At 68.9% G+C, this 20,221-nt stretch carries 19 protein-coding genes, 1 tRNA gene, 1 other RNA gene and 1 pseudogene; 11 read left to right on the top strand and 11 right to left on the bottom strand.

Annotation, left to right across the window (positions count from 1 at the left end; genetic code table 11):
• Window positions 1-128: 128 nt before the first annotated feature.
• Both ABOD76_RS06865 and ABOD76_RS06860 read left to right on the top strand, forming a co-directional pair.
• Window positions 129-1,238, top strand: a complete 1,110-nt coding sequence (locus ABOD76_RS06865; protein ID WP_350244060.1) for an efflux RND transporter periplasmic adaptor subunit — start codon at window positions 129-131, stop codon at window positions 1,236-1,238.
• A gap of 10 nt (window positions 1,239-1,248) precedes the next feature.
• The gene (locus ABOD76_RS06860; RefSeq protein ID WP_350244059.1) at window positions 1,249-4,608 is read left to right on the top strand and encodes an efflux RND transporter permease subunit; all 3,360 of its coding nucleotides are present in this window, start codon (window positions 1,249-1,251) and stop codon (window positions 4,606-4,608) included.
• Between the two features lie 60 nt (window positions 4,609-4,668).
• Here the strand turns inward: ABOD76_RS06860 and ABOD76_RS06855 are convergent, their stop codons facing one another.
• A complete protein-coding gene (locus tag ABOD76_RS06855) occupies window positions 4,669-5,433 on the bottom strand; it encodes a TatD family hydrolase (RefSeq protein WP_350244058.1) in 765 nt (254 codons plus the stop codon).
• Between the two features lie 73 nt (window positions 5,434-5,506).
• Here ABOD76_RS06855 and ABOD76_RS06850 point away from each other — a divergent pair, with 73 nt between their 5' ends.
• From ABOD76_RS06850 to ABOD76_RS06840, 3 genes are all read left to right on the top strand, one after another.
• Window positions 5,507-6,100 carry a hypothetical protein gene (locus ABOD76_RS06850; protein ID WP_350244057.1) on the top strand — a complete coding sequence of 198 codons (594 nt, stop codon included), beginning with the start codon at window positions 5,507-5,509 and terminating at the stop codon, window positions 6,098-6,100.
• An 87-nt stretch (window positions 6,101-6,187) separates the two neighbouring features.
• Complete coding sequence (locus ABOD76_RS06845) at window positions 6,188-7,093, top strand: LptA/OstA family protein (protein ID WP_350244056.1); 906 nt, start codon at window positions 6,188-6,190, stop codon at window positions 7,091-7,093.
• Between the two features lie 68 nt (window positions 7,094-7,161).
• Window positions 7,162-8,154: an LptA/OstA family protein gene (locus ABOD76_RS06840; protein WP_350244055.1), complete on the top strand. Its 993-nt coding sequence runs from the start codon at window positions 7,162-7,164 to the stop codon at window positions 8,152-8,154.
• Window positions 8,155-8,170: 16 nt separating this feature from the next.
• Here ABOD76_RS06840 and ABOD76_RS06835 read toward each other — a convergent pair whose 3' ends face one another.
• The 3 genes from ABOD76_RS06835 to ABOD76_RS06825 all read right to left on the bottom strand — a co-directional run bounded on the left by ABOD76_RS06835 (window position 8,171) and on the right by ABOD76_RS06825 (window position 10,308).
• Complete coding sequence (locus tag ABOD76_RS06835) at window positions 8,171-8,935, bottom strand: AIM24 family protein (RefSeq protein WP_350244054.1); 765 nt, start codon at window positions 8,933-8,935, stop codon at window positions 8,171-8,173.
• A gap of 42 nt (window positions 8,936-8,977) precedes the next feature.
• A complete protein-coding gene (locus ABOD76_RS06830) occupies window positions 8,978-9,184 on the bottom strand; it encodes a hypothetical protein (protein WP_350244053.1) in 207 nt (68 codons plus the stop codon).
• Window positions 9,185-9,288: 104 nt separating this feature from the next.
• A complete protein-coding gene (locus ABOD76_RS06825; RefSeq protein ID WP_350244052.1) occupies window positions 9,289-10,308 on the bottom strand; it encodes a LacI family DNA-binding transcriptional regulator in 1,020 nt (339 codons plus the stop codon).
• Window positions 10,309-10,598: 290 nt separating this feature from the next.
• On the opposite strand from ABOD76_RS06825, the pseudogene ABOD76_RS06820 reads away from it, so the two are divergent.
• A pseudogene (locus tag ABOD76_RS06820) lies at window positions 10,599-11,246 on the top strand (glycoside hydrolase family 16 protein); the annotation flags it as partial.
• Between the two features lie 262 nt (window positions 11,247-11,508).
• Window positions 11,509-12,627 carry a carbohydrate binding domain-containing protein gene (locus ABOD76_RS06815; RefSeq protein WP_350244051.1) on the top strand — a complete coding sequence of 373 codons (1,119 nt, stop codon included), beginning with the start codon at window positions 11,509-11,511 and terminating at the stop codon, window positions 12,625-12,627.
• Window positions 12,628-12,794: 167 nt separating this feature from the next.
• Here the strand turns inward: ABOD76_RS06815 and ABOD76_RS06810 are convergent, their stop codons facing one another.
• Entirely contained in the window at window positions 12,795-13,805 is a 1,011-nt protein-coding gene (locus ABOD76_RS06810; protein WP_350244050.1) for a family 10 glycosylhydrolase, read from the bottom strand.
• A 74-nt stretch (window positions 13,806-13,879) separates the two neighbouring features.
• Between ABOD76_RS06810 and ssrA the strand changes: the two genes are divergently transcribed.
• Window positions 13,880-14,247: a transfer-messenger RNA gene (ssrA, locus tag ABOD76_RS06805) on the top strand.
• Window positions 14,248-14,322: 75 nt separating this feature from the next.
• Window positions 14,323-14,407: transfer RNA gene (locus ABOD76_RS06800), tRNA-Leu, on the top strand.
• A gap of 55 nt (window positions 14,408-14,462) precedes the next feature.
• On the opposite strand, the gene ABOD76_RS06795 is transcribed toward ABOD76_RS06800, so the two are convergent.
• Window positions 14,463-14,723 carry a hypothetical protein gene (locus tag ABOD76_RS06795; RefSeq protein WP_350244049.1) on the bottom strand — a complete coding sequence of 87 codons (261 nt, stop codon included), beginning with the start codon at window positions 14,721-14,723 and terminating at the stop codon, window positions 14,463-14,465.
• 145 nt (window positions 14,724-14,868) lie between these two features.
• Here ABOD76_RS06795 and trxB point away from each other — a divergent pair, with 145 nt between their 5' ends.
• Both trxB and ABOD76_RS06785 read left to right on the top strand, forming a co-directional pair.
• Window positions 14,869-15,819, top strand: coding sequence for a thioredoxin-disulfide reductase (gene trxB / locus ABOD76_RS06790; protein ID WP_350244048.1), 951 nt, complete (start codon window positions 14,869-14,871; stop codon window positions 15,817-15,819).
• A gap of 35 nt (window positions 15,820-15,854) precedes the next feature.
• Window positions 15,855-16,340, top strand: coding sequence for an HD domain-containing protein (locus tag ABOD76_RS06785; protein WP_350244047.1), 486 nt, complete (start codon window positions 15,855-15,857; stop codon window positions 16,338-16,340).
• Window positions 16,341-16,394: 54 nt separating this feature from the next.
• Here the strand turns inward: ABOD76_RS06785 and ABOD76_RS06780 are convergent, their stop codons facing one another.
• From ABOD76_RS06780 to ABOD76_RS06760, 5 genes are all read right to left on the bottom strand, one after another.
• Window positions 16,395-17,372, bottom strand: coding sequence for a hypothetical protein (locus ABOD76_RS06780; protein ID WP_350244046.1), 978 nt, complete (start codon window positions 17,370-17,372; stop codon window positions 16,395-16,397).
• Between the two features lie 104 nt (window positions 17,373-17,476).
• Window positions 17,477-18,052, bottom strand: a complete 576-nt coding sequence (locus tag ABOD76_RS06775; protein ID WP_350244045.1) for a DNA-3-methyladenine glycosylase family protein — start codon at window positions 18,050-18,052, stop codon at window positions 17,477-17,479.
• Between the two features lie 15 nt (window positions 18,053-18,067).
• Window positions 18,068-18,781, bottom strand: coding sequence for a bifunctional dihydropteridine reductase/dihydrofolate reductase TmpR (gene tmpR / locus ABOD76_RS06770; protein WP_350244044.1), 714 nt, complete (start codon window positions 18,779-18,781; stop codon window positions 18,068-18,070).
• Window positions 18,778-19,209: an NUDIX domain-containing protein gene (locus ABOD76_RS06765; RefSeq protein WP_350244043.1), complete on the bottom strand. Its 432-nt coding sequence runs from the start codon at window positions 19,207-19,209 to the stop codon at window positions 18,778-18,780. Before ABOD76_RS06765 ends, tmpR begins: the two co-directional genes overlap by 4 nt.
• A gap of 12 nt (window positions 19,210-19,221) precedes the next feature.
• Window positions 19,222-20,052: a CDP-alcohol phosphatidyltransferase family protein gene (locus tag ABOD76_RS06760; RefSeq protein WP_350244042.1), complete on the bottom strand. Its 831-nt coding sequence runs from the start codon at window positions 20,050-20,052 to the stop codon at window positions 19,222-19,224.
• Window positions 20,053-20,221 lie beyond the last annotated feature (169 nt).

Here is a 20,221-nt window from a genome sequence, read left to right as displayed (position 1 = left end):
GCTGGGCGCGGTGCTGAGCCTGGGCCTGCTGCTGGCCGGCTGCCAGCGGCCCGCCGGGGGAGAGGCCGCCAGCACCCCGGCAGCTGCCCCGACCATCAACAACCTGGACGTCGGCGCCGGCCAAGACCGTGACCATTCCGGTACAGGTGGTGGCCGCCACGTCCAGACCGCTGTCGGTGGAGCGCAGCGTGAGCGGCACCGTGACGGCCGACCGCGACAGCAAGGTGGCGGCCCGCACCGGCGGCGTGGTGCAGCGGCTGCTGGTGCGCGAGGGCGACACCGTGACCGCCGGGCAGCTGATCGTGCAGCTGGACGACACCGACCTGCGCCAGAGCCTGGAGAGCGCCCGGCTGCAGGCCCAGAGCGCCCGCATCAACCTGCAGCAGGGCACCCGCACCACCGGCCAGGACGTGGCGCAGCTGCGCGCGGCCGTGCAGGCGGCGCAGGCCAGCTACGACAAGGCCAGCCAGACGGCCCGGTCCAACCGGGAACTGCTGGCGCTGGGCGGCATCTCGCGCGCGGACGTGACCGCCAGCGAGGCGCAGCTGTCGCAGGCGCAGGCGGATCTGGTGCGGGCGCAGAACGCCCTGCGCCAGAACGGCCAGAGCGGGTCCGGCAGTGCGGCGCTGCTGCAGAACCAGCTGGCGAGCGCCGAGGTGAGCGTGCGGCAGGCCGAGCAGAACCTCAGCCACGCCCAGATCCGGGCCCCCTTCGCCGGGGTGGTGGCGGATCTGCCGGTGGGGGTGGGCGAGTACCTGCAGGCGGGCGGCACCGCCTTCCGGCTGGTGGACCCGGGCAGCCTGAAAGTGGAGTTCGGGGTGTCCCCGGCCGACGCCTCCGCGCTGCCCGCCGGCACGGCCGTCAACCTCAGCTACGGCGCCCAGAAGCTGACCGGACGGGTAGGGGAGGGCGAGCAGGTGGCCGGCAGCGACCGGCTGGTGCCGATCCGGGTGCGGCTGGACGGGCAGCCGAGCCTCCCGGTGGGCGGCACGGTGCAGGTGCGCTACCGCCTGAGGCTGGGCGGCGGCCTGCTGGTGCCCACCACCGCCATTCAGAACGACACCGGAGCCAACACCGTGTACGTGCTGCAGGACGGCGTGGCCCGCCGTCGGCCGGTCACGGTGGTGGCCGAGTCTCAGGGGCAGGCGGTGGTGAGCGGGCTGACGGCCGGCGCCCAGGTGATCAGCCCGGTGCCGCCCAGCCTGGCCGACGGCGCCAGCGTGCGGGCCGGGCAGTAGGAGGCGTGAGATGAGCAAGCCCCTTTCCACCGCGCACGAACCGCGCCTCAACCCGGCCATCACCTTCAGCGTGCGTCAGTACGTCTTCTCCATCGGCGTCTTCGTGGCGGTGGTGCTGCTGGGGCTGGTGAGCGTGTTCCGGCTGGGCGTGGACCTGCTGCCCAACTTCGAGGTGCCGGTGCTGGCCATCTCGACGCCGTACAGCGGCGCCACCCCGGATCAGGTGGACCGCGAGGTGAGCCGCAAGATTGAGGACGCGGTCAGCACCCTCAGCGGCGTGTCGGACATCAGTAGCACCAGCGTGAGTGGCCGCAGCGCCGTGATCATCACCTACCAGAACGGCACCGACATCGACAGCGCGGCCAACGCGGTGAGTCAGGCGGTGGCCGGCATCCGCGGCACGCTGCCGAGCGGGGCCGACGCGCCGGTGGTGCAGAAGTTCGACCCGAACGCCCAGCCGATCATCACGCTGGCACTGCTGGGCGGGGCGCAGCCGCTCAGCAGCGTGCGCGCGTACGCCGACGACACGCTGGTGCCGCTGCTGGAGCGGGTGTCTGGGGTGGCCGACGTGAGCACCAGCGGCGGTCCGGAGCGCCAGATTCAGGTGCTGCTCAACCCGCAGCAGCTGCAGCGCCTGAACCTCAGCCCGGCGCGGGTGATTCAGGCGATTCAGGCCTCGGCGCTGGACCTGCCGGCCGGCAGCCTGCAGCAGAACGGCAACGACATCGGCTTCTCCACCCGCAGCACCCCCACCAAACTTAGCGACGTGGAGCAGATTCTGGTGGACCCGGCCAGCGGCACCCAGGTCTCGGACGTGGCGGACGTGCGCGACACCAGCGCCGCGCCCAGCGGCTACGCGCGCCTGAACGGGCAGCCGGCGGTGCTGCTGCAGATCCGCAAGGCGTCGGGCAGCAACTCGGTCTCGGTGGCCGACAACGTGCGGGCCGCAGCACAGAAGGTGCCGCTGCCGCAGGGCTACCAGCTGCTGGCCGCCCAGGACACCACCCGCGTGACCCGCGCCACCGTGAACGACACCTTCCGCGAATTCCTGATCGGCATTCTGGCGGTGGCGCTGGTGGTGCTGCTGTTCCTGGGTTGGCTGAACACCGTGTTCGCGGTGATTCTGGCCATTCCCATCTCGGTGAGCGCCGCCCCGCTGATCTACGGGCTATTCGGCTTCACGCTCAACATCATCTCGCTGCTGGCGATCATCGTGGCCATCGGCATCGTGGTGGACGACAGCATCGTGGTGGCCGAGAACGTGCAGCGTTACCGCAATGAGGGGCACGGGCTGGTGCGCAGCGTGCTGCTGGGCGGCTCGGAGGTGTTCAGCGCGGTCACGGCGGCCAGCCTCTCGCTGCTGGCGGTGCTGATTCCGCTGAGCTTCATGCCGGGCATCCTGGGGCAGTTCTTCCGGCAGTTCGGGCTGGGGCTGGCCGCCGCCATCACGCTGAGCTGGCTGGAGTCGCTGCTGTTCCTGACCGTCCGCATGGCCTACACCGCCGACCCGGAGCCGATCGGCTGGCGCGAGTTCGGCGGAGTGCTGGGCCGCTTCCCGGCCATCCTGCGCTGGGCGCTGCGCAACTTCTACCGGCCCTGGGGCCTGCTGGGGCTGGCGCTGTACCTGGGCCTCCTGGCCGTCCTGAGCCGGCAGACGGGACCGCTGGTGTTCGTGGCTGCTGTGCTGTACCCGCTGGTGCTGGCTATGGTGCGTTACCTGCTGCAGGTGCTGCTGGGCCTGCTGGAGGCCATCACCGGTACCCTGCACGGCATCACCAACCGCGCAGTGGAACGCCTGTCGAGCGCCTACGCCCGCTCGGTCGCCTGGGCGCTGCCGCGCAACCTGCTGGTGATCGGGCTGGGCCTGCTGTTTCTGGTCAGCATCGCGGTGCCGCTGCGCGGGGTGGGCTTCGCCTTCACGCCCAAATCCGACAACAGCGCCCTGAGCGTGTCGCTGACGCTGCCCCCCGGCACCAGCCTGACCGAAACCGACCGCCGCACCCGGCTGCTGGAAGCGCAGCTGCTGCGGCAGCCGGAAGTGAAGCTGGTGTCCACTAGCGTGTCGGCCCAGAGCAGCACACTCAACGTGACCCTGATTCCCAAGGACCAGCGGGCCGGCGTGGACGCGCTGGTGGACCGCTACCGCAGCCAGTTGAGCCCGCTGGTGGCCGGGGCGCCGGGCAGCAACCTGGTGGTGGCGGCCCAGCAGCAGGGCCCGGGCGGCAGCGCCGACATCAGCCTCGCGCTCACCGCGCCCAGCCAGAGCCTGCTGGTGCAGCGCAACCGTGAGGTGGTGGCGCTGCTCTCGCAGGACCCGCAGCTGGCCACCCTCAAGAGCAGCCTTTCCGAGACGCGCCAGGAGCGCAACTTCATTCCGGACCCCTCGCGGCTGGCCGGCAGCGGCCTGACCACCTCGGACCTGGCGAGCGCTCTGCGCAGCTACAACGAGGGCACCACCGCCGGCACCCTGCGCGACGGCGACAACAGCGTCGACATCGTGGTGAAGGCGGACCCGGCGCAGCTCGCCACCGCCCAGGACCTGCTGTCGCAGACGGTCTACTCGCAGGCGCTGGGCGCCAACCTGCCGCTCAGCAGCCTGGGCAGCTTCCGGCTTCAGCAGGCGCCGGCCACCCTCAACCGCTACAACAAGGCCTACACCGCGACCCTGGACATCAACCTGAAGCCGGGCGCGCCCAGCCCGTTCGCGTATCAGAAGACGCTGCTGGACCGGGTCAAGGCGGCCGGGTTGCTGGAGAACGGAGTCAACCTGGGCAACGCCAGCGCTTTCGGGTCAGCGGGCCTGACCGGCGACCTGCTGTTCTACGGCCCGATCGTGCTGATCCTGGCGGTGCTGCTCACCTATTTGGTACTGGGCTCGCAGTTCAACAGCTTCCGCTATCCGTTCTACCTGCTGCTGCCGGTGCCGCTGGCCATCGTGGGCGCGGTGTGGGCGCTGTATGCCTTCCATACCAGCCTGGACGTCATCACGATTCTGGGCATGGTGATCCTGCTGGGACTGGCCACCAAGAACAGCATCCTGTACCTGGAGTTCGTGACCGAGCGGATGCAGACGCTCCCGATCCGCGAGGCGCTGATCGAGGCCGCCCAGTTGCGCTTTCGCCCGATCCTGATGACCACCCTGACCGTGCTGGTGATCAGTATTCCGCTGGTGTTCGGGCACGGCGAGGGCGCCGAGTTCCGGCGCGGCCTGGGCATCGTGATTCTGGGCGGCGTGGTGACCAGCACCCTGCTGACCTTCTACGTGGTGCCGAGCGTGTTCTACCGCTTCGAGCGCACCCGTAGCGGCAGGCGGCGCAAGGAGTCGCAGGAGGGCAGAGGGCCAGACGGTCTGGTGCCAGCCAGCGACTGAGCCGGGCAGAAGCGGAGGGCGGAGGGCATACCATCGCCCTCCGCCCCTGTTCTGTCGGGCCTACGCCAGCCGGTAGACTCGCCGGGCATTCTCGTCGGTGATGCGTTCCAGCTCGGCCTCACTCATCCCCCGCAACTCCGCCAGAAACGCCAGGGTGTAGCGCACGTAGCCGGGGCGGTTGGGACGGCCACGCTTCGGCACCGGCGCCAGGAACGGGGCGTCGGTTTCCACCAGCAGCCGGTCCAGCGGCACCTGCAGGGCGGCGTCGCGGATCGGCTGGGCCGTCTTGTAGGTCAGGTTGCCCGCGAACCCGAAGTAGTCGCCGCGCTCCAGCCCGCAGGCCAGCAGGCCGCTGTGACCGCTGAAGCAGTGCAGGATGGCCGCGACCCCGGACCCCTGGCTGCGAAGGGTCTGGATGACGCCCTGGTGCGCCGAATCCTGGCCGTCCCGGTCGCGGGTGTGAATCACCAGCGGCAGGCCGCGCCGCCGGGCGAGGTCCAGCTGCCACTCGAAGCTGGCCTGCTGGGCGGCGCGCTGGTCCTGCGCCCAGTAGTCGTCCAGCCCCGACTCCCCGATGCCCACCACCTGCGGCTCCAGGCTCAGCTGCTCGATGGCGGTGCGAGCCTCGCGTGAGTCGTGCTCGGCGGCGTCGGTGGGGTGCAGCCCCACGGTGGCCCACACCTGCGGATGGCGGGCCGCCAGCGCCACGGCGTTCCGGGCGTGGTCCGGGCTGGCCCCGATGCAAACGGCGCCGGTCAATCCCTGCTCGCCCAGCGCCGCCTCGGCGTCCTCGATGTAATCCAGGTGGCAGTGGCTGTCGATCATGCCGGCAGGCTAACAGAGTCCCGACGCCGAAAACTTCAGCACTCTCATGAACCGCCGCCGCTATCATGCCCGCATGCTCCGGGTCAGTGCGGTTCTCCTTGCAGCCATCCTGGCCTTCGGGCTGGTGTTCTCGCTGCTGCCCGCCGGCGCCGAGTTGGGTCGCTCCGGCGTGACGCTGCAGCATGTGCGCCTGAGCCTGTACCCGGCCCAGGACCCCAAGGCCGTCTGGCGTTTCGAGGCCGGACAGGTGCGGGTGAACCCGGAGCTGGACGAGAACACCCTGGACCGGCTGGGGCAGGGCCAGCGGGTGGTGCAGGACCCCGACGGCACCGAGCGCACCGACCTGACCCTGAGCGCCAGCCAGCTGATCATCGACAAGGACAGCAACCTGCGGACCAGTCAGGCGCGGCTGTATGTGGTGGCCGACTGCATCTCGCTTGATATGCGCTCGGTGGGCAGCAAGCAGGTGATGATCAACCAGCAGGGCGGCTTCTTCGGCCCCTACGTCAAAGTGGATTCGCCCAGCCTCCGGCTGGAGTACGACGACATGTCGGCCAACTTTGACCTGAGCAACACCAGCGGCAGTCAGCGCGAGGGCGGCGAGGTCTACTCCACCCCCACCGCTGAATGCCTGAACGGCAAGGCCATTCCCAGAAAGGCGCCCTGACCGCGTCCATTTCTCCCAGCCACATGAGCCGGTCCGTCACGCTGCTGTCAGGCAGCGCAGGCAGAATCGGGCTCACCGGAGGTTTCCATGAACACACTTTCCCTGAACCGCCTCGCCCTGCTGGGTTCGGTCCTGCTCGGCACCACCCTGGCCGCGGCGGCCACCACCCGCGTGCTGCATTTCGACAGCGCCGCACAGTTCCAGGGTGACCTGCGCAACGGCCCCTACAGCTACAGCGGCAAGAACGGCGCGGCCGTCAAGGCCACCGTGAACACCGTGAGCATCAGCGCGCCGCGCGCGGTGCTCAAGGCGCCGGCCGGCACCAGCATGAGCAGCGCCGAGGGCAAGCGCAGCGCCGACTTCGCCGGGGGCGTGACGGTGACCCGTGGCCGCCTGACGGCGCGCGGCGCCCAGCTGAGTTACAGCGAGGCCAGCGGTCAGGGCGTGCTGACCGGGCAGCCGAGCGCGGTGTTCACGCCGGAGAAGCAGGGCGACGACGTGGTGAACATCGGGGCCAGCCAGATGAGCCTGGACGTGGACAACAACGTGAGCACCAGCACCGGCGACGTGCAGCTCAAGAGCGGCAGCCAGACCGGCCACGCCGACAAGGTGGTCTTCGATGAGGGCAAGGAGCTGGGCGTGCTGACCGGCAACCCCACGCTCAGCCGTGCCGCCAGTGGCAAGCAGAAGGAACTGAACGTGGTGGGCAGCGAGGCGCGCATCCTGACCAAGGGCAAGCTGCTGTACGTCAGCGGGAAGGTGAAGCTCACCCAGGGCACCATCACCACCACCGGCGACGCCATCTACTACGACGACCGCAAGAACGTGGCCTATGTGGTGGGCAACGCCGTGAGCGTGGACAGCAAGAACGGCACCACCGTCCGGGCCCGCGCCACCGGCGCGCTGGAGCAGCGGACCGACCTGGCCCGCGTGCGCTCGCTGGACGCGGGATTCCAGATTCCGGTCGCCCAGTTCAAGCTGAACGGCGAGTAACGGCCGGCAGCGCAGGGTAAACTGAGCGGCGAGCGGGCCGGGCCGTGACCCGGCCGGAGGGAGCAGCGGTGCGGCAGAGCAGACCCACAACATCACGTACAGGCGCCGGGCCGTGGCTGCTGGCGCCGCTGCTGCTGGGGCTGGCACTGGCGCAGGGCACGCCGGCCGCGTCACCCTCCACGCCTGCCCCTGCCGCCGTGCCCAGCACTCCGTCTGCCCCCAGCGACGCGCCGGCCGCAGATGAGGGTTCCTCGGTCCAGCTGACCCGCACTGCCAAGGACGGCAAGACGCACATCATTCGGGTGGTGCGGACCGGCAGCAGCGACGAGACCGGCATCTTTGCCAACTGCGGCCCGCAGGACAACGACCCGCCTGAAACGCCCACCATCTCGGTGTTCAGCGAGAGCGGGGCGGGCGGCATCCGGGTCAGCATCGACAAGAACGTGATCGTGGCTCCGCTGGCGGTGGTCACGCAGCAGGAGGGCGGCGACGGCCACATCGAGATGAGCGCCGGCACCGCCCGCTATCTGGACGAGGCCCCGGACGGCAAGACGGATCAGTTGAGCCGCTGCGAGGTGGAGGCCACCCCCAAGGTCGCCGCCGACACGGTGCATGTGGCCCAGGGCAAGACCGCCCTGGAGGGCAGCCGGCTGGTGTATGACGAGTCGGACGGCGTGGCCCGCATCGACGGCCCCATCACCTTCTCACGCCAGAACACGGACAGCACCCTGAGCGGCACCAGCGAACGCATTGAGGTCAACGTGGACAACGAGACCACCACGCTGGTCGGCGGGGTGGTGCTTAAGGACGGCGCCCGCACCAGCCGCGCCGAGCGGGTGGAGTACGACGACGCGGCCAACGTGGCGATCCTGCGTGGGAGCAAGGAGCAGCCGGCCAGCTCCGCCACCAGCGACCAGACGCTCACGGCCAGCGTGATCCGCTACAACCTGGACACCGGTTCGGTGGTGGCGCTGGGGCCGGTATCGGGCGAGTTCCAGGACGGCGAGAGCGGCAGTGGAGCCGGACCCGCCGTCACCCCTTCCACGCCGTCTGCCCCCTAACGCTCGACGATTCCGCTCAGCCGAACAGGTCGCCCAGCCCGCCAATGCCGTTTTTGCCCTGCTGGTCCGCATGTCCGCCCAGGCCCTGATCGAATTCCTCGTACGGCTGGACCACGACGAAGCCGTCGCCCTGGAACACCATCTGCAGCGTCTCGCCGCCCCCCCGCCCGAAGATGGTGCGCAGGTTGGCGTCCATCCGCAGCTGCGGTTGCAGGTGCCCGCTCCAGGCGATGGTGGCGTTGGGGTCGGTGTAGATCGGCTCGTTCGGCGTGACCCGCAGGGTCAGCGGGTGCCCATGGCTCAGGATGGCGGCCATACCCTGTCCCTGTACCAGCACGCTGAACAGTCCGCCCGAAGCCATTCCGGCAATCCGGCGATGCATGGTGATGGTGTAGCGTACCGTGTCCTCGAAGGCCAGCAGGTCGTTGCCGTTGACATTGAGGCTGTCGCCCTGCAGGTTGATGATGGTGATGTCCTTGCCCTGATCGGCCAGGTAGCACACCCCCTGCCCCTCGATCTTCGCCAGCGGCTCCATCTCTCCCGACACCGCCCGCGTGAGGGCCCGCATCAGCCCGCCTTCCAGCATGCCCTCGCGCCGGAAGCTCAGGTTGCCCTTGTACGCCACCATCGCGCCCAGCTTGCTCCACACCCGCCCGCGCACCTTCACTTCCAGCATCTTGCTGCTCTCCAGCTCGAACACCTCGCCGGGGCGGTCGCGTTCCGCCGTGTCCAGCAGAAAGTCTCTCAGGCTCTTGGCCGGGGTCTGTGCGTCAGGGGTCACGTTGCCGGATACGCGGCCACCCGCGTCCGGGTTCCGGGTGGCTCAGGCGCGGGCCAGCAGCGCCCCGGTCCAGTCGTGGAGCTCGTATTCCCCGCGCTCCCGCTCCGCAAGCCAGCGCAGTACATCCAGCAGGTCGTCCGACTCGTGCACCGCCGAACGCTCACCCTTGAGGCTGGCCCGGTACCGCCGGGCGGCTGCGGGCGCTTCCCAGCGTCCGCCTCCATCTTCCTTCACAAAGGCCCGAGACATGGCTTCAGCCTACGGGCCGCTGGCGTGAGCCGAACAAGAAGAATCGGCCCTGGCCTTTACCGGACCTGCGGCGGCAGTTCCTCCGAGCTTGAGCAATGCCCCGATCAGCGGACGGAGGACGGCCCCGGTCGGGGCAGCGGGCTGACCCGGACCAGCGCGGTGGACTCGCGCACCACCAGCTCCAGTTCCAGCTCGGGGAGCGCCGGGGTCTGCCCGTTCAGCCGCGCCAGCACGAACTCGGCCATCCGGCGGCCCAGGTCGTGGACCGGCTGGCGCACCGAGGTCAGGGGAGGCGTGCTGTACGACGACCCCGGCAGGTCGTCGAAGCCCACCAGCGACAGGTCGTCCGGCACCCGGATGCCTCGGCGATACAGCGCCAGCCGGGCTCCGTAGGCCATCTGGTCGTTGCTGCAGAACACCGCCGTGAGCGGGCGGTCCAGTTCCAGCAGCCGCTGCATTCCCAGCAGGCCAGACGCCTCGCGGAAGTCGCCCTGCACCACCAGACTGCTGTCCCAGGGGAGGCCGTGGTCCTCCAGGGCGGCCCGGTAGCCGGCCAGCCGTTCCTGGGCGTCCGCGTGCTCCGGCAGGCCCATGATGTGTCCGATGGTGCGGTGGCCCAGCTGAATCAGGTGGGTGGTGGCCCGCCGCGCCCCCCCGAAGTTGTCCAGCACCAGACTGAATCCGGAGAAGTCGGGCCGCTCGATGCGGCGGCCCAGCACCACCACCGGCAGCCGCGCGGCCACGTCGTGCAGCTCTGCCTCGGGCACGCTCCCGCCCAGCACGATCAGCGCCTCCACCCGCCGTCCCAACAGCAGCTCGATGGCGTGCCCCTCCTGCTCGCTGTGCCAGTGGCCGCTGATCATCAGCGGGGAGTAGCCGTGCGGCATCAGCCCTTCCTCAATGCCACGAATGGCGTCATTGTAGAAGGGGCTAGCGATGTCCTGGGTCAGCACGCCCACCGTGCGCGAGTTCCCCTGCACCAGATGGCGCGCCATCATGTTCGGCCGGTAGCCGAGCCGCTCCACGGCCTGCTCCACCGCCCGTTTCTTGTCCGCGGCGACGCCTGCACTGCCGTTCAGAATCCGGGACACCGTGCTGGGCGAGACGCCTGCTTCCTGCGCCACCTCAATCACTGTTACCGGCCGCCTGGCTGAACCGTTCTGCATATGTTCCTTGCAGCATAGCAGGACTGAAAACGTTTTCCAGAGGCAGGGCTGGCCTGCAGGGTGCCAGAACAAAGTTGGCTGCGGCCTGGACAATCTCTGAACATCGATATAGCCCAAAAGATCGATGCCTGGTTGAACGGCATCTTTCTATGCAGGCCCCTGTGCTGCTTGAACACGTTTTCAAAGCCTGTTAGGCTGCAGCCATCCCAAATTAGCGGCGCGGCTCAACGCTGCGCTCAGGAGGACGTATGCAGAAGCATTTCTGGCTCGCGGCACTGCTCATGACCGGCGGTCTGGGGCTGTCCGGTTGTGGTTCCCGCGCCACGCCGGTGGTGGATAAGCCCGCCGGGACCGTCTGGAACGACGAATTCAGCGGCACGGCGCTCGACACCAGCAAGTGGGGCTTTCAGTTCGGCAACGGTGACGTGGTGAACCTGCCCGGCTGGGGCAACAACGAGCTGGAGTATTACACCGACCGCCCTGAAAACGTTTCAGTCAAGGATGGCCAGCTGATCATCACGGCCCGCCGCGAGAGCTTCAAGGGCGACAAGGCCACCGGCGGCAGCGACCAGACCTACAGCTGGACCTCCGGCCGCATTCGCACCGCCGGCAAGTTCAGCCGGACCTTCGGGCGCGTCGAGATCCGCGCCAAGCTGCCGGCCGGCAAGGGCCTGTGGCCCGCCATCTGGATGCTGCCGGAGGATGTGCCGGACAACACCTACGGCACCTGGGCGGCGAACGGCGAGATCGACATCACCGAGGCCAAGGGCGGCCAGACCAACAAGCTGTGGCAGACCCTGCACTACGGCGGCCAGTGGCCGAACAACACGAGCAGCGGCAACGAGTTCACCTTCCCGGACGCCGGCACCATCGACCAGTGGCACACCTACACCCTGGAGTGGAAGAACGGCGAGATCAAATGGCTGGTGGACGGTCAGGTCACGTCCACCAAGACCGCGTGGTGGAGCAGCAAGGCCGCGCCGCCGAAAGGGGAGGGCGATCTGGCCGCCTGGCCGGCCCCCTTCGACAAGCCGTTCTACCTGCTGCTGAACCTCGCGGTGGGCGGCAACTTCGGCGGCAACCCCGACGCCAGCACGCCGGACGTCAGTCAGATGCAGGTGGACTACGTGCGCTGGTCGGCGTTGCCGGACGAGAAGCGTGACGTCGGGTCCCCGCCCCACCATGACCTACCCCTGGACCCCCAGCACCGATCCGGCCCGTCCCGCCCAGCCGGACGGCAACCTGATCTACAACCCCTCCTTCGAGTGGGACGCCAGCAACGAGTACGTCAAGGCCAACCCTACGGCCACCACGCTGGCAGGTGTCAGCAACTCCAGCTTCTGGACGGTCTATCAGGCCAATCAGGGGGAGCAGTTCACCCTCAGCAACGACGCGGCGGCCGGCCACAGCCTGAAGGTGGACATCACCCAGCCGGGCAGCGTGAACTACGCGGTGCAGGTGCGGCAGGACGGACTCAACGTGGTGCAGCAGAAGCGCTACCAGGTGGATTTCGATGCCTGGGCGTCGGCTCCGCGCCACATGATGGTGAAGGTGGGCGGCGGCGATACGCGCGGATTCGCCGCGTACTCCGGCGAGCAGGACGTGGCCCTCACCACCACCGCCAGCCAGCATCACAGTTTCACCTTCGACATGGCCGCCACCACCGACACCGCCGCCCGCCTGGAATTCAACCTGGGCGCCGCCGGAGCGGGCCAGGTCTGGATTGACAACGTGTCGCTCAAGCAGATCGGAGACGCGCCCGTGGTGCAGGTGCGCCCGCCGCTGCCGGACGGCAACCTGATCTACAACCCGTCGTTCACCCAGAACGATCCGGCGGTCCCGGGCATCGCCGGGGTGGCCGGCACCTCGTACTGGAGCACCTGGGAGGACGGCAGCAGCGGCCTGACCAGCACGGTCAAGAACGGTGAACTGCAGCTGGCGGTGGCGCACGTCAACCCGGCCAACAACTGGCACGTTCAGCTCAACCAGACGGGCGTGCCGCTGGAGCAGGGCAAGAGCTACACCCTGACCTTCAAGGGCCACAGCACCTCGCCGCGCACCGTGGCGGTGGTGATCGGGGAGAACGGGGGCAGCTACGCCCGCTACCTGGACAAGACCGCCGCCCTGACGACCACCGGCCAGACCTACACCTACACCTTCACCTCGCCGGTCACCAACCCCGCGGCCCAGCTGCAGATCCTGGGGGCTGTGGGCCAGCAGGGCGACGCCTACACCCTGGCCTTTACAGACTTCAAGCTGGTCAAGACGGCTCCGTAACACTGGAACTGCAGAACATGGAGCGACCTGGGGCCGATGGTCCCGGGTCGCTCTGCTTTGGCAGGTGAAGCGCTCAACCGGGCTGAAACGTAAGAGGCCCGGTCCGAAATCCTGCTGCTCGTTTCAGGGCCAGATGGAGGCGGGGCACAACCGAGCCGTGGGGCCTGCTACGGCCGGCTCTCGGGGGTCCAGCCGAACACCGAGACGTTCCGGTAGCCCAGCCGGTGCAGATAGTCCAGCTGCTGATGCAGGGCCGGCCGTCCGGCCCCCACCTCGATGCCGGGCCAGACCTGCTCGGACGGCGGGAAGCGGAAGCGGGCCAGCTGGTACAGCCCCAGGACCGGGTAGTACAGCATCGGCATGGCCGCGTCCAGCCCGTGCCAGCCGCGCCAGTTCTGCAGCGGATCGCTGGCCCCGAACACCGCCGCGCTGACCATGCCGTCGCCGCCGGCATCGTGGTACGCCCCGATCAGCCGGTCCGCCAGCCGGGTGATCTGCTGCTGGCGGTAGCTGGTCCAGCGCTGCCACTGGGTGCTCGGCTGCCCGTCGGCCTCGGTGCGGCGCAGGCTCAGGGCGTCCAGGCCAGTGTCACGCTGGAAACCGTCCACCGCTGCCGGCAGGTAGCCAAAGTCAGCCTCGCGCGGGTAGCGCAGATAATCCAGGTGCAGGCCCACATCCGGGTACTGCTGTCCCAGCTCGCGCACCAGCCCTTCCAGCAGCGCGCCCACCTCCGGGCTGGCCGGATCGACAAAGCCCAGCCGGCTGAGCTCCAGGCTCGCCTGGCCTGCCGCAGTGCGGGTGGCGTAGCGATCCTGCCACAGCGGCGTGACCGGAATCCCGAACTGCTCGGCGGGCCTCCAGTACAGCGTCTCGAACCAGACGTTCAGGTGCAGCCCTTCGCGGCGCGCCACTTCGGCGGCGGTGGCCACCGCGTCGTAGGACAGCTTCATCGGCGCCACCTGCGAGGTCCAGGCGGCCCGGCCGTGGTAAAAGCCTTCCAGCAGCACGTCGCTGAAGCCGGCACGTTTGGCCTCCACCAGCGTCCGGGTCAGCGCCTCGGCGGTGGCCGGCGGACGCAACCACAGGGCGGTGTGGCTGCTGCCCGGTTCGCCCGGCATACGGGCGTCGGTGAGGGTTGTGGAGGCGAGCAGGGTCAGGGTCAGCAGCGTACGGAGCACCCCCTCACGGTATGAAAGTCTCCACAACAGTTTTCTGACGTTCTCGGCGCTGTTCTGCTATACTGAAAAGGCCTGGGGGTGACCCGGTTTCGACAGGTTCATCTGAAGGTGATACGGCGTGTCGAGGTGCCGCTGGCCTCGTTAAAAAGCGGCAAACCCTTTAACTGGCAACCGCAACATTGCGTTCCAGAGCAACACCCTCGCCTTCGCTGCTTAAGTGAAGCCAGACCCAGGAAGCCCCGCCTTTGGCGTCCTGGACTCTGCATAAAAGAAGGCTAGCCCCACCGATGTCCGGTAGGTGACGGCGAAAATAAATCGGAATAAGGAACCGGAAGCGTGTCTGCTCGCCCGCCGGTTCCCGACAACCAGAAGGTAGACTACACACGTAGATGTACGCCGGAGGGGAATCTGGACGAGAGTTCGACTCTCTCCACCTCCACCAGCAGAACGGCCCCCGCCCCAAGCGGGGGTCTGTTCATGGCGTCCCCCGCACAGCCCGCTATACTGCTCTCGGCGGGCCGGGATGGCGGAATCGGTAGACGCAACCGACTTAAAATCGGTCGGGGCAACCCGTACGGGTTCAAGTCCCGTTCTCGGCACCAGCCACACGCAAGCGGGGCCACGGAGATGATCCGTGGCCCCGCTTGCATACTGACTTCAGGCAGGAATGGCGTGACGTTCGGCGGTGGCCAGCACCGGCCAGGTGCGCTGCACCACCGGCTCCGGGGCCAGCTCGGCCTGGATCACATAGGTAGGCCGGCCCGCCATCAGCGAGGAGGCGATCACCTGCCGGTTGTTGCTGGCGAACGCCAGTCCCAGCGTGTCGATCAGGCGGACCAGTTCAGCGGTCTTGCACCCTTGAGGCGTGCCGGCCTGGTGATACTGGAAGTAGGCTGTCAGCTCTTCGATTGTAAGCACACCTTAGTATTGTCTTTAGCGTTCATTTTTGTCGTGTGGTTTATCACACTCGGTCTTCATGATGTCCTGTACCGGTAGTCTGCTTTACTTTTTAAAGCGTGCCTGGCTAACGGTGTGATCTGGTGCGCTTTGCTACCCTGGGCACATGACCAGCGTACCCAAGCAGCATGACGTCGTGATTATCGGTGGCGGGCCTGCAGGCCTCACCGCCGCGATCTACACCGGCCGTGCCAACCTGCGCACCCTCATTCTGGAGAAGGGGCTGCCGGGCGGCCAGATCGCCCAGACCGAGGAGGTCGAGAACTACCCCGGCTTCCCCGAGCCTATTGCGGGTGCCGAACTGGCGGCCCGCATGGCCCAGCAGGCCGAGAAATTCGGCGCCAGCATCGAGATGGACGAAGTGCAGCGCATCGAGCACCACGGCGACAGCTTCACGGTGCACGGCTACGGGGGCAGCTATGCGGCGCGTGCCGTCATTCTGGCGACCGGCGCCAACCCCAAGCGGCTGAATATTCCGGGCGAGGAACTGTACTGGGGCAAGGGCGTCAGCACCTGCGCCACCTGTGACGGCTTCTTCTACCGCGGCAAGCACGTGGTGGTGGTGGGCGGCGGCGACGCGGCGGTGGAGGAAGGGCTGTTTCTGACCAAGTTCGCCGAGACGGTCACGCTGATTCACCGCCGTGACTCGCTGCGCGCCAACAAGGTGGCGCAGGCCCGCGCCCTGGCCAACCCTAAGATGCGCTTCATCTGGGACACGGCCGTGGAGGAGATCCTGGGCGAGGACACCGTGCAGGCGGTGCGGCTGCGCCACCTCAAGACCGGCGCCGAGGAGATCAAGCCCACCGACGGCGTGTTCATCTTCATCGGGCACGTGCCGAACACCAGCTTCGTGGAAGGCACCGTGCGCCTGCGCGACGACGGCTACGTGGACGTGACCGACGAGATCTACACCAGCGTGCCGGGCCTGTTCGCGGCCGGCGACGTGTCGGACCACGTCTACCGGCAGCTGGCCACCAGCGTGGGTGCCGGCACGCGCGCGGCCATGAGCGCCGAGCGGATGCTGGCGGCCCTCGAACTGTCCACCCCGCAGGTCTGATTGACCCCAATCCGGGTGCCGTATCATCGCTCTCGATGACGCTGCGCCACAAAGTCCTGGGCCTGCCGGCCAAACTGCGTCGGCTGGCCCGTTCGCTGCACCCCGCCCAGGCACGTCCGGATGATCACTGGGCGTTGGAGCGTTTGCAGGCGGGTGAGCGGCAGGTGTATCTGAGCATGGACCCGCGAGACCGCGAACATGCGGTGCGGGTGGCCCGGGCCGTAGCTCAGCAGCCGGGCACGCCGGAGCTGCTGGCGGCCGCGCTGCTGCACGACTGCGGCAAGGCGGTGCGGCCGTACCGGGTCTGGGAGCGGGTGCTTGTCGGGCTGGTGCCGTACCGCTGGGCTGGGCGAGTGCGGTGGGGAGCGCTGACGGTGCGGGCCGACCATCCAGCGCTGGGCGCTCAGGCGTTGGCGCTGGCCGGAGCCCGGCCCCGGGTGGCCCAGTTGGTGGCCCGCCACCACCGCCCCGGCGACGACCCGGAAGCGGGGCTGCTGCACCGCTACGACGATCTGGAATAAATCAGTGAAACCGGCCCTTTCTGGGCCGGTTTCTCTGTGGTCCTGCGTTCTGCTTTAGCTGTTGCGGGTATCGGTGATCAGCTTCTCGCGGCGGCTGGCGGCCTGATGCCCACCCAGCGTGGCGAAGGCGATGATCAGACCGGCGGTCAGCAGGCTGCCCCAGGCGGCGGTGCTGGCGGTCTTGCGGGCGATGCGCTCGGCGGCGGCGGCCGCGTCGCTGGCCTGCTGCTGGAGCTGCTTGGCCTGCTGCACGATGGCGGTCTGGGTGGCCTGGGCCTGCTGCTGGCTCAGCCCCTGGCGCTGCAGACGCGTCACGAACTCGGGGCCGCTCAGCGCCTTCTGGATGTTGTTGACGCGGTTGGTCACGATGTCGCCCAGGTTGCTGACGTTGCCCAAGTTGCTGCCCAGGTCGTTGCTCGCCCGGGTGATGATGCCGCTGACCACCTTGGCGGCGGCGGTGGACTGCGCCTCGCTCAGGTCGGGGCTGGCGTCACCGATGATCTGGCCGATGCTGTCGGCGTTCAGGCCGCTCAGCAGGCTGGACGCGGCGTCCTGGGTGCCGGGGTTGTTGGCGGCGGCACTGGTGGCGCTGCTCGCCACCGACGCGGCGCCACTGGCCACGCTGCCCACCACGTTGCTGGCCGTGCCCAGCAGGCTGCTGATCACGTTGGACAGGAACAGGGTCAGCAGCGCCGTCATCAGCATGCCGGTGATCAGGCCGGTGAACTGCCCCCGGCTGGCCAGCTGCTGGTTGCCGGCCCGCACAGCGGTCAGTCCGGCCAGATACGCGCTGATGATGACCGAGATGGCCGTCCAGATCAGGGCCCCGGTCGCCAGGTTGCCGAGCGAGTTGGCGTTGGAGGCCCCGACCGCCACACCCAGGGCACTCAGCACCGAGAGGGTGGTGATGCCCGCGACCAGTCCGGCGAAGACGCCAGGCCAGCTGACCCGGTGACGACTGTTGACTTCATTGAGGAGGCGGTCGTCAGAGGTGACGAGATTCAGGTTTTCCTGGGTGGGCGGCTTGGTCATACGTGCATCCTGACCAGCCAACCTCCAGCTGTGGTGTCCGGACGTTTGAACAGCAGCCATCAAATATTGTCGGAAACTTCACGCGCCCGCACGGAATGGCCGGTTCAGCGGCGTTGCGGAGCGGCCCAGAAATAGCGCGCCGCCAGCGTCCGGTACGGCGACCAGCGGGCCACCACCTCCTGCGGCGGCTCGTCTGGAAAGTAGCGTTCCAGCCCCCGGACCAGGCCCAGATCTCCGAAGCTGAACACGTCCGGCCGGGCCAGCGCGAACATCAGGTACATCTCGGCGGTCCAGCGCCCGATGCCGGGGAGTGCGCTGAGCGCGGAGATCACCTGCTCGTCGGTCAGGGTCTCCAGGTGCTGGAAATCGATCCGGCCGCTGAGCGCCGCCTCGGCCGCCGCCTGTACGGTGCGGACCTTGGCCCACGACAGGCCCAGCGCGCGCAAGTCCTCGCCCGGCAGGGCCAGCACCCGGGCCGGATCGGGGCCGGTGGCCGCCTCGAAGCGCCCGGCGATGGTGGCTGCGGCCCGGACGCTCAGCTGCTGCCCGATCACGCTGCGCATCAGGGCGCCGAACGGGTCGGTGGTGGGCGTGAGCGGCGTCAGCGGCCCGACCTGCGCGATCAGGTCGCGCATGGCCGGGTCACGGCTCAGGTGCTGCACGGCGGCGTCAGTGGACATGGACGGCCATTGTAACTACAGGTTCCAGCCGCCGGCCACGTCCACCACCTGCCCGGTGACGTAGTCGCTCGCCTGCACGAAATGCAGCACCTCGGCGCTGACCTCCTCAACGGTGGCGAGCCGCCCGGCCGGAATCTCGCGCAGCGGCTGCGAGACGCTCGTCTCCACCACGCCGGGGCTGACCACGTTGGCGCTGATGCCGCGCCCCGCCTCGGTGCGGGCGATGGCCAGCGTCAGGGCGATGACGCCGCTCTTGGCGATCGCATAGGGCACGATGCCGGGCCGGGCCAGCAGGTGCTGCGCGCCCGCGTACCCGATATTCACGATGCGGCCATAGCCGGCCTCCCGCATCAGCGGCACGGCGACCCGGCAGGTGTAGAAGGTGGCGTGCAGGTTGGTGTCGAACATGTCGTGCCACTCGTGCAGGTCCAGGTCCAGCAGCGGCTTGTGGACGTAGTTGCCCACGTTGTTGACCAGCACGCCCAGGCCGCCCAATTGCTCATGCGCCGCCTGAACCAGCTGCTCCGCCTGCTCCGGGCGCGTCACATCCGCCTGCAGCGTGACGGCGCGCCGGCCCAGGGCCCGTACCAGTCGGGCCGTCTCCTCGGCATCGTCCTGGCTGCCCCGGTAGTGCACCGCCACGTCCAGGCCCGCTCCGGCCAGCCGCAACGCCACGCCGCGCCCGATGCCCCGCGCCGCGCCAGTCACCAGCGCGGTGCGGACCGTCATGTGCCGCTCCGGTGGGCCAGTTCGATCAGGGTGCGGGTGTAGTGGTTGAGCGGGTAACTGAGCGCTTCGGCCAGCGTCACCCAGGCCCACTCCTCGATCTCCTCGTTGGGCTGCACGTCGGTCTGGTCGGTGCGGGCGAAGTAGTCGAACAGCAGCATGTGGGTGGGGGCGTGGAACTCCTCCGGCAGGATCGCCTCCTGCACCTGCGCCTGCCGCAGATCGCGCAGCGTCAGCCCCACCTCCTCCTGAAATTCCCGCAGAGTGGCCTGCTCCAGCGTCTCGCCCCATTCCACCTTGCCGCCCGGCACGCCCCACTGCCCGCGCCACTTGGTGGTCCGCACGATCAGGTGACGGCCCAGCGGGTCCTGCACCAGCGCCCCCACACACACCAGCGGGCGCGGCGGCCGGTGATCGCTCGCATCAGTCATGCGGGCAGGCTATCAGGCGGGCGCGGCGGCCAGCTGTACCGCTTCGCCCGCTTGCAGCTGCCCCTCGCGCCACAGCTGCACCGCCGCCAGCAGCAGCGCCTGCAGCGGCACGCTGGCCGCGTACAGCCGGGGCCGTCCGGCCAGGACGCACAGTCCCAGCAGCAGCAGCTGACTCGACAGCCCCAGGTTGGCGGCGATGGCAGTGATGGCCAGCGGGGTGTAGCGCACCCGGTCATGCGGGGTGGGGGCGCGGCCCAGCCGGCGGCGCAGTCGCCACTCGAACAGGCGGTCCAGCACCCGCTCCTGCGGCTGAAAGTACAGCGCGTAGGCCCGCTCCAGCGCGGCCAGCACCAGCGGATGGTCGTCCTGCTGGGCCGGTGGCGACCGGAAGGTCTGGCCGCGCGCGGCCCGGTGGTCGCGCTCCCAAAGGAAATCCACCGTCAGGATCAGGCTCAGCAGCAGCGTGGCCGGCAGCCCGGCCCGGCCCAGGATGGCCCACAGCAGGCCGGCGTTCACCACCACGTCCATCTCGCTGTCCAGGTAGCGGCCGGTCTGGGTGGTCTGCCCGGTGGCGCGGGCCAGCTGGCCGTCCAGGTTGTCCAGCACGGTCTTGAGTTGCAGCAGCAGGGCGGGGGAGAGCTGCCCGGCCAGGAAGCCCCGGCCGTGCCGCAGCTGCCAGGCGGCCAGCAGGCCCAGCCCGGTGTGCAGCAACACCAGCCGGGTGGGCCGCACGCCCAGGCGGGCGGCCGGGTCCACCAGCGATTGGGCCAGCGGGCGGAAGAGCCGTTCGGAGGCCCATTCCTCGGCGGGCCGGGCCTTGCGGGTCTGCTCAAGGGTGGACATGAGGATGAGTATTGATGAGCGGCGGAGCCAGAAACGCAAGTGTGCCTTCAATCTCGCTGGCAGCTCTTCCGGCCTGCTACACTGGCATGCTTTGGGAGCGACCGCTCCCGTGAACCCGGGTGCCCACGGCAGCGTGCACGGTACCCCTGGAGGCCCTGTGACGGCAGCG

It is taken from the genome of Deinococcus sonorensis KR-87 (assembly GCF_040256395.1).
In the GTDB taxonomy this organism is placed as follows: Bacteria; Deinococcota; Deinococci; order Deinococcales; family Deinococcaceae; genus Deinococcus; species Deinococcus sonorensis.
Note: the sequence above shows the minus strand (reverse complement) of the source record. Positions and strands in the feature narration are given on the sequence as shown.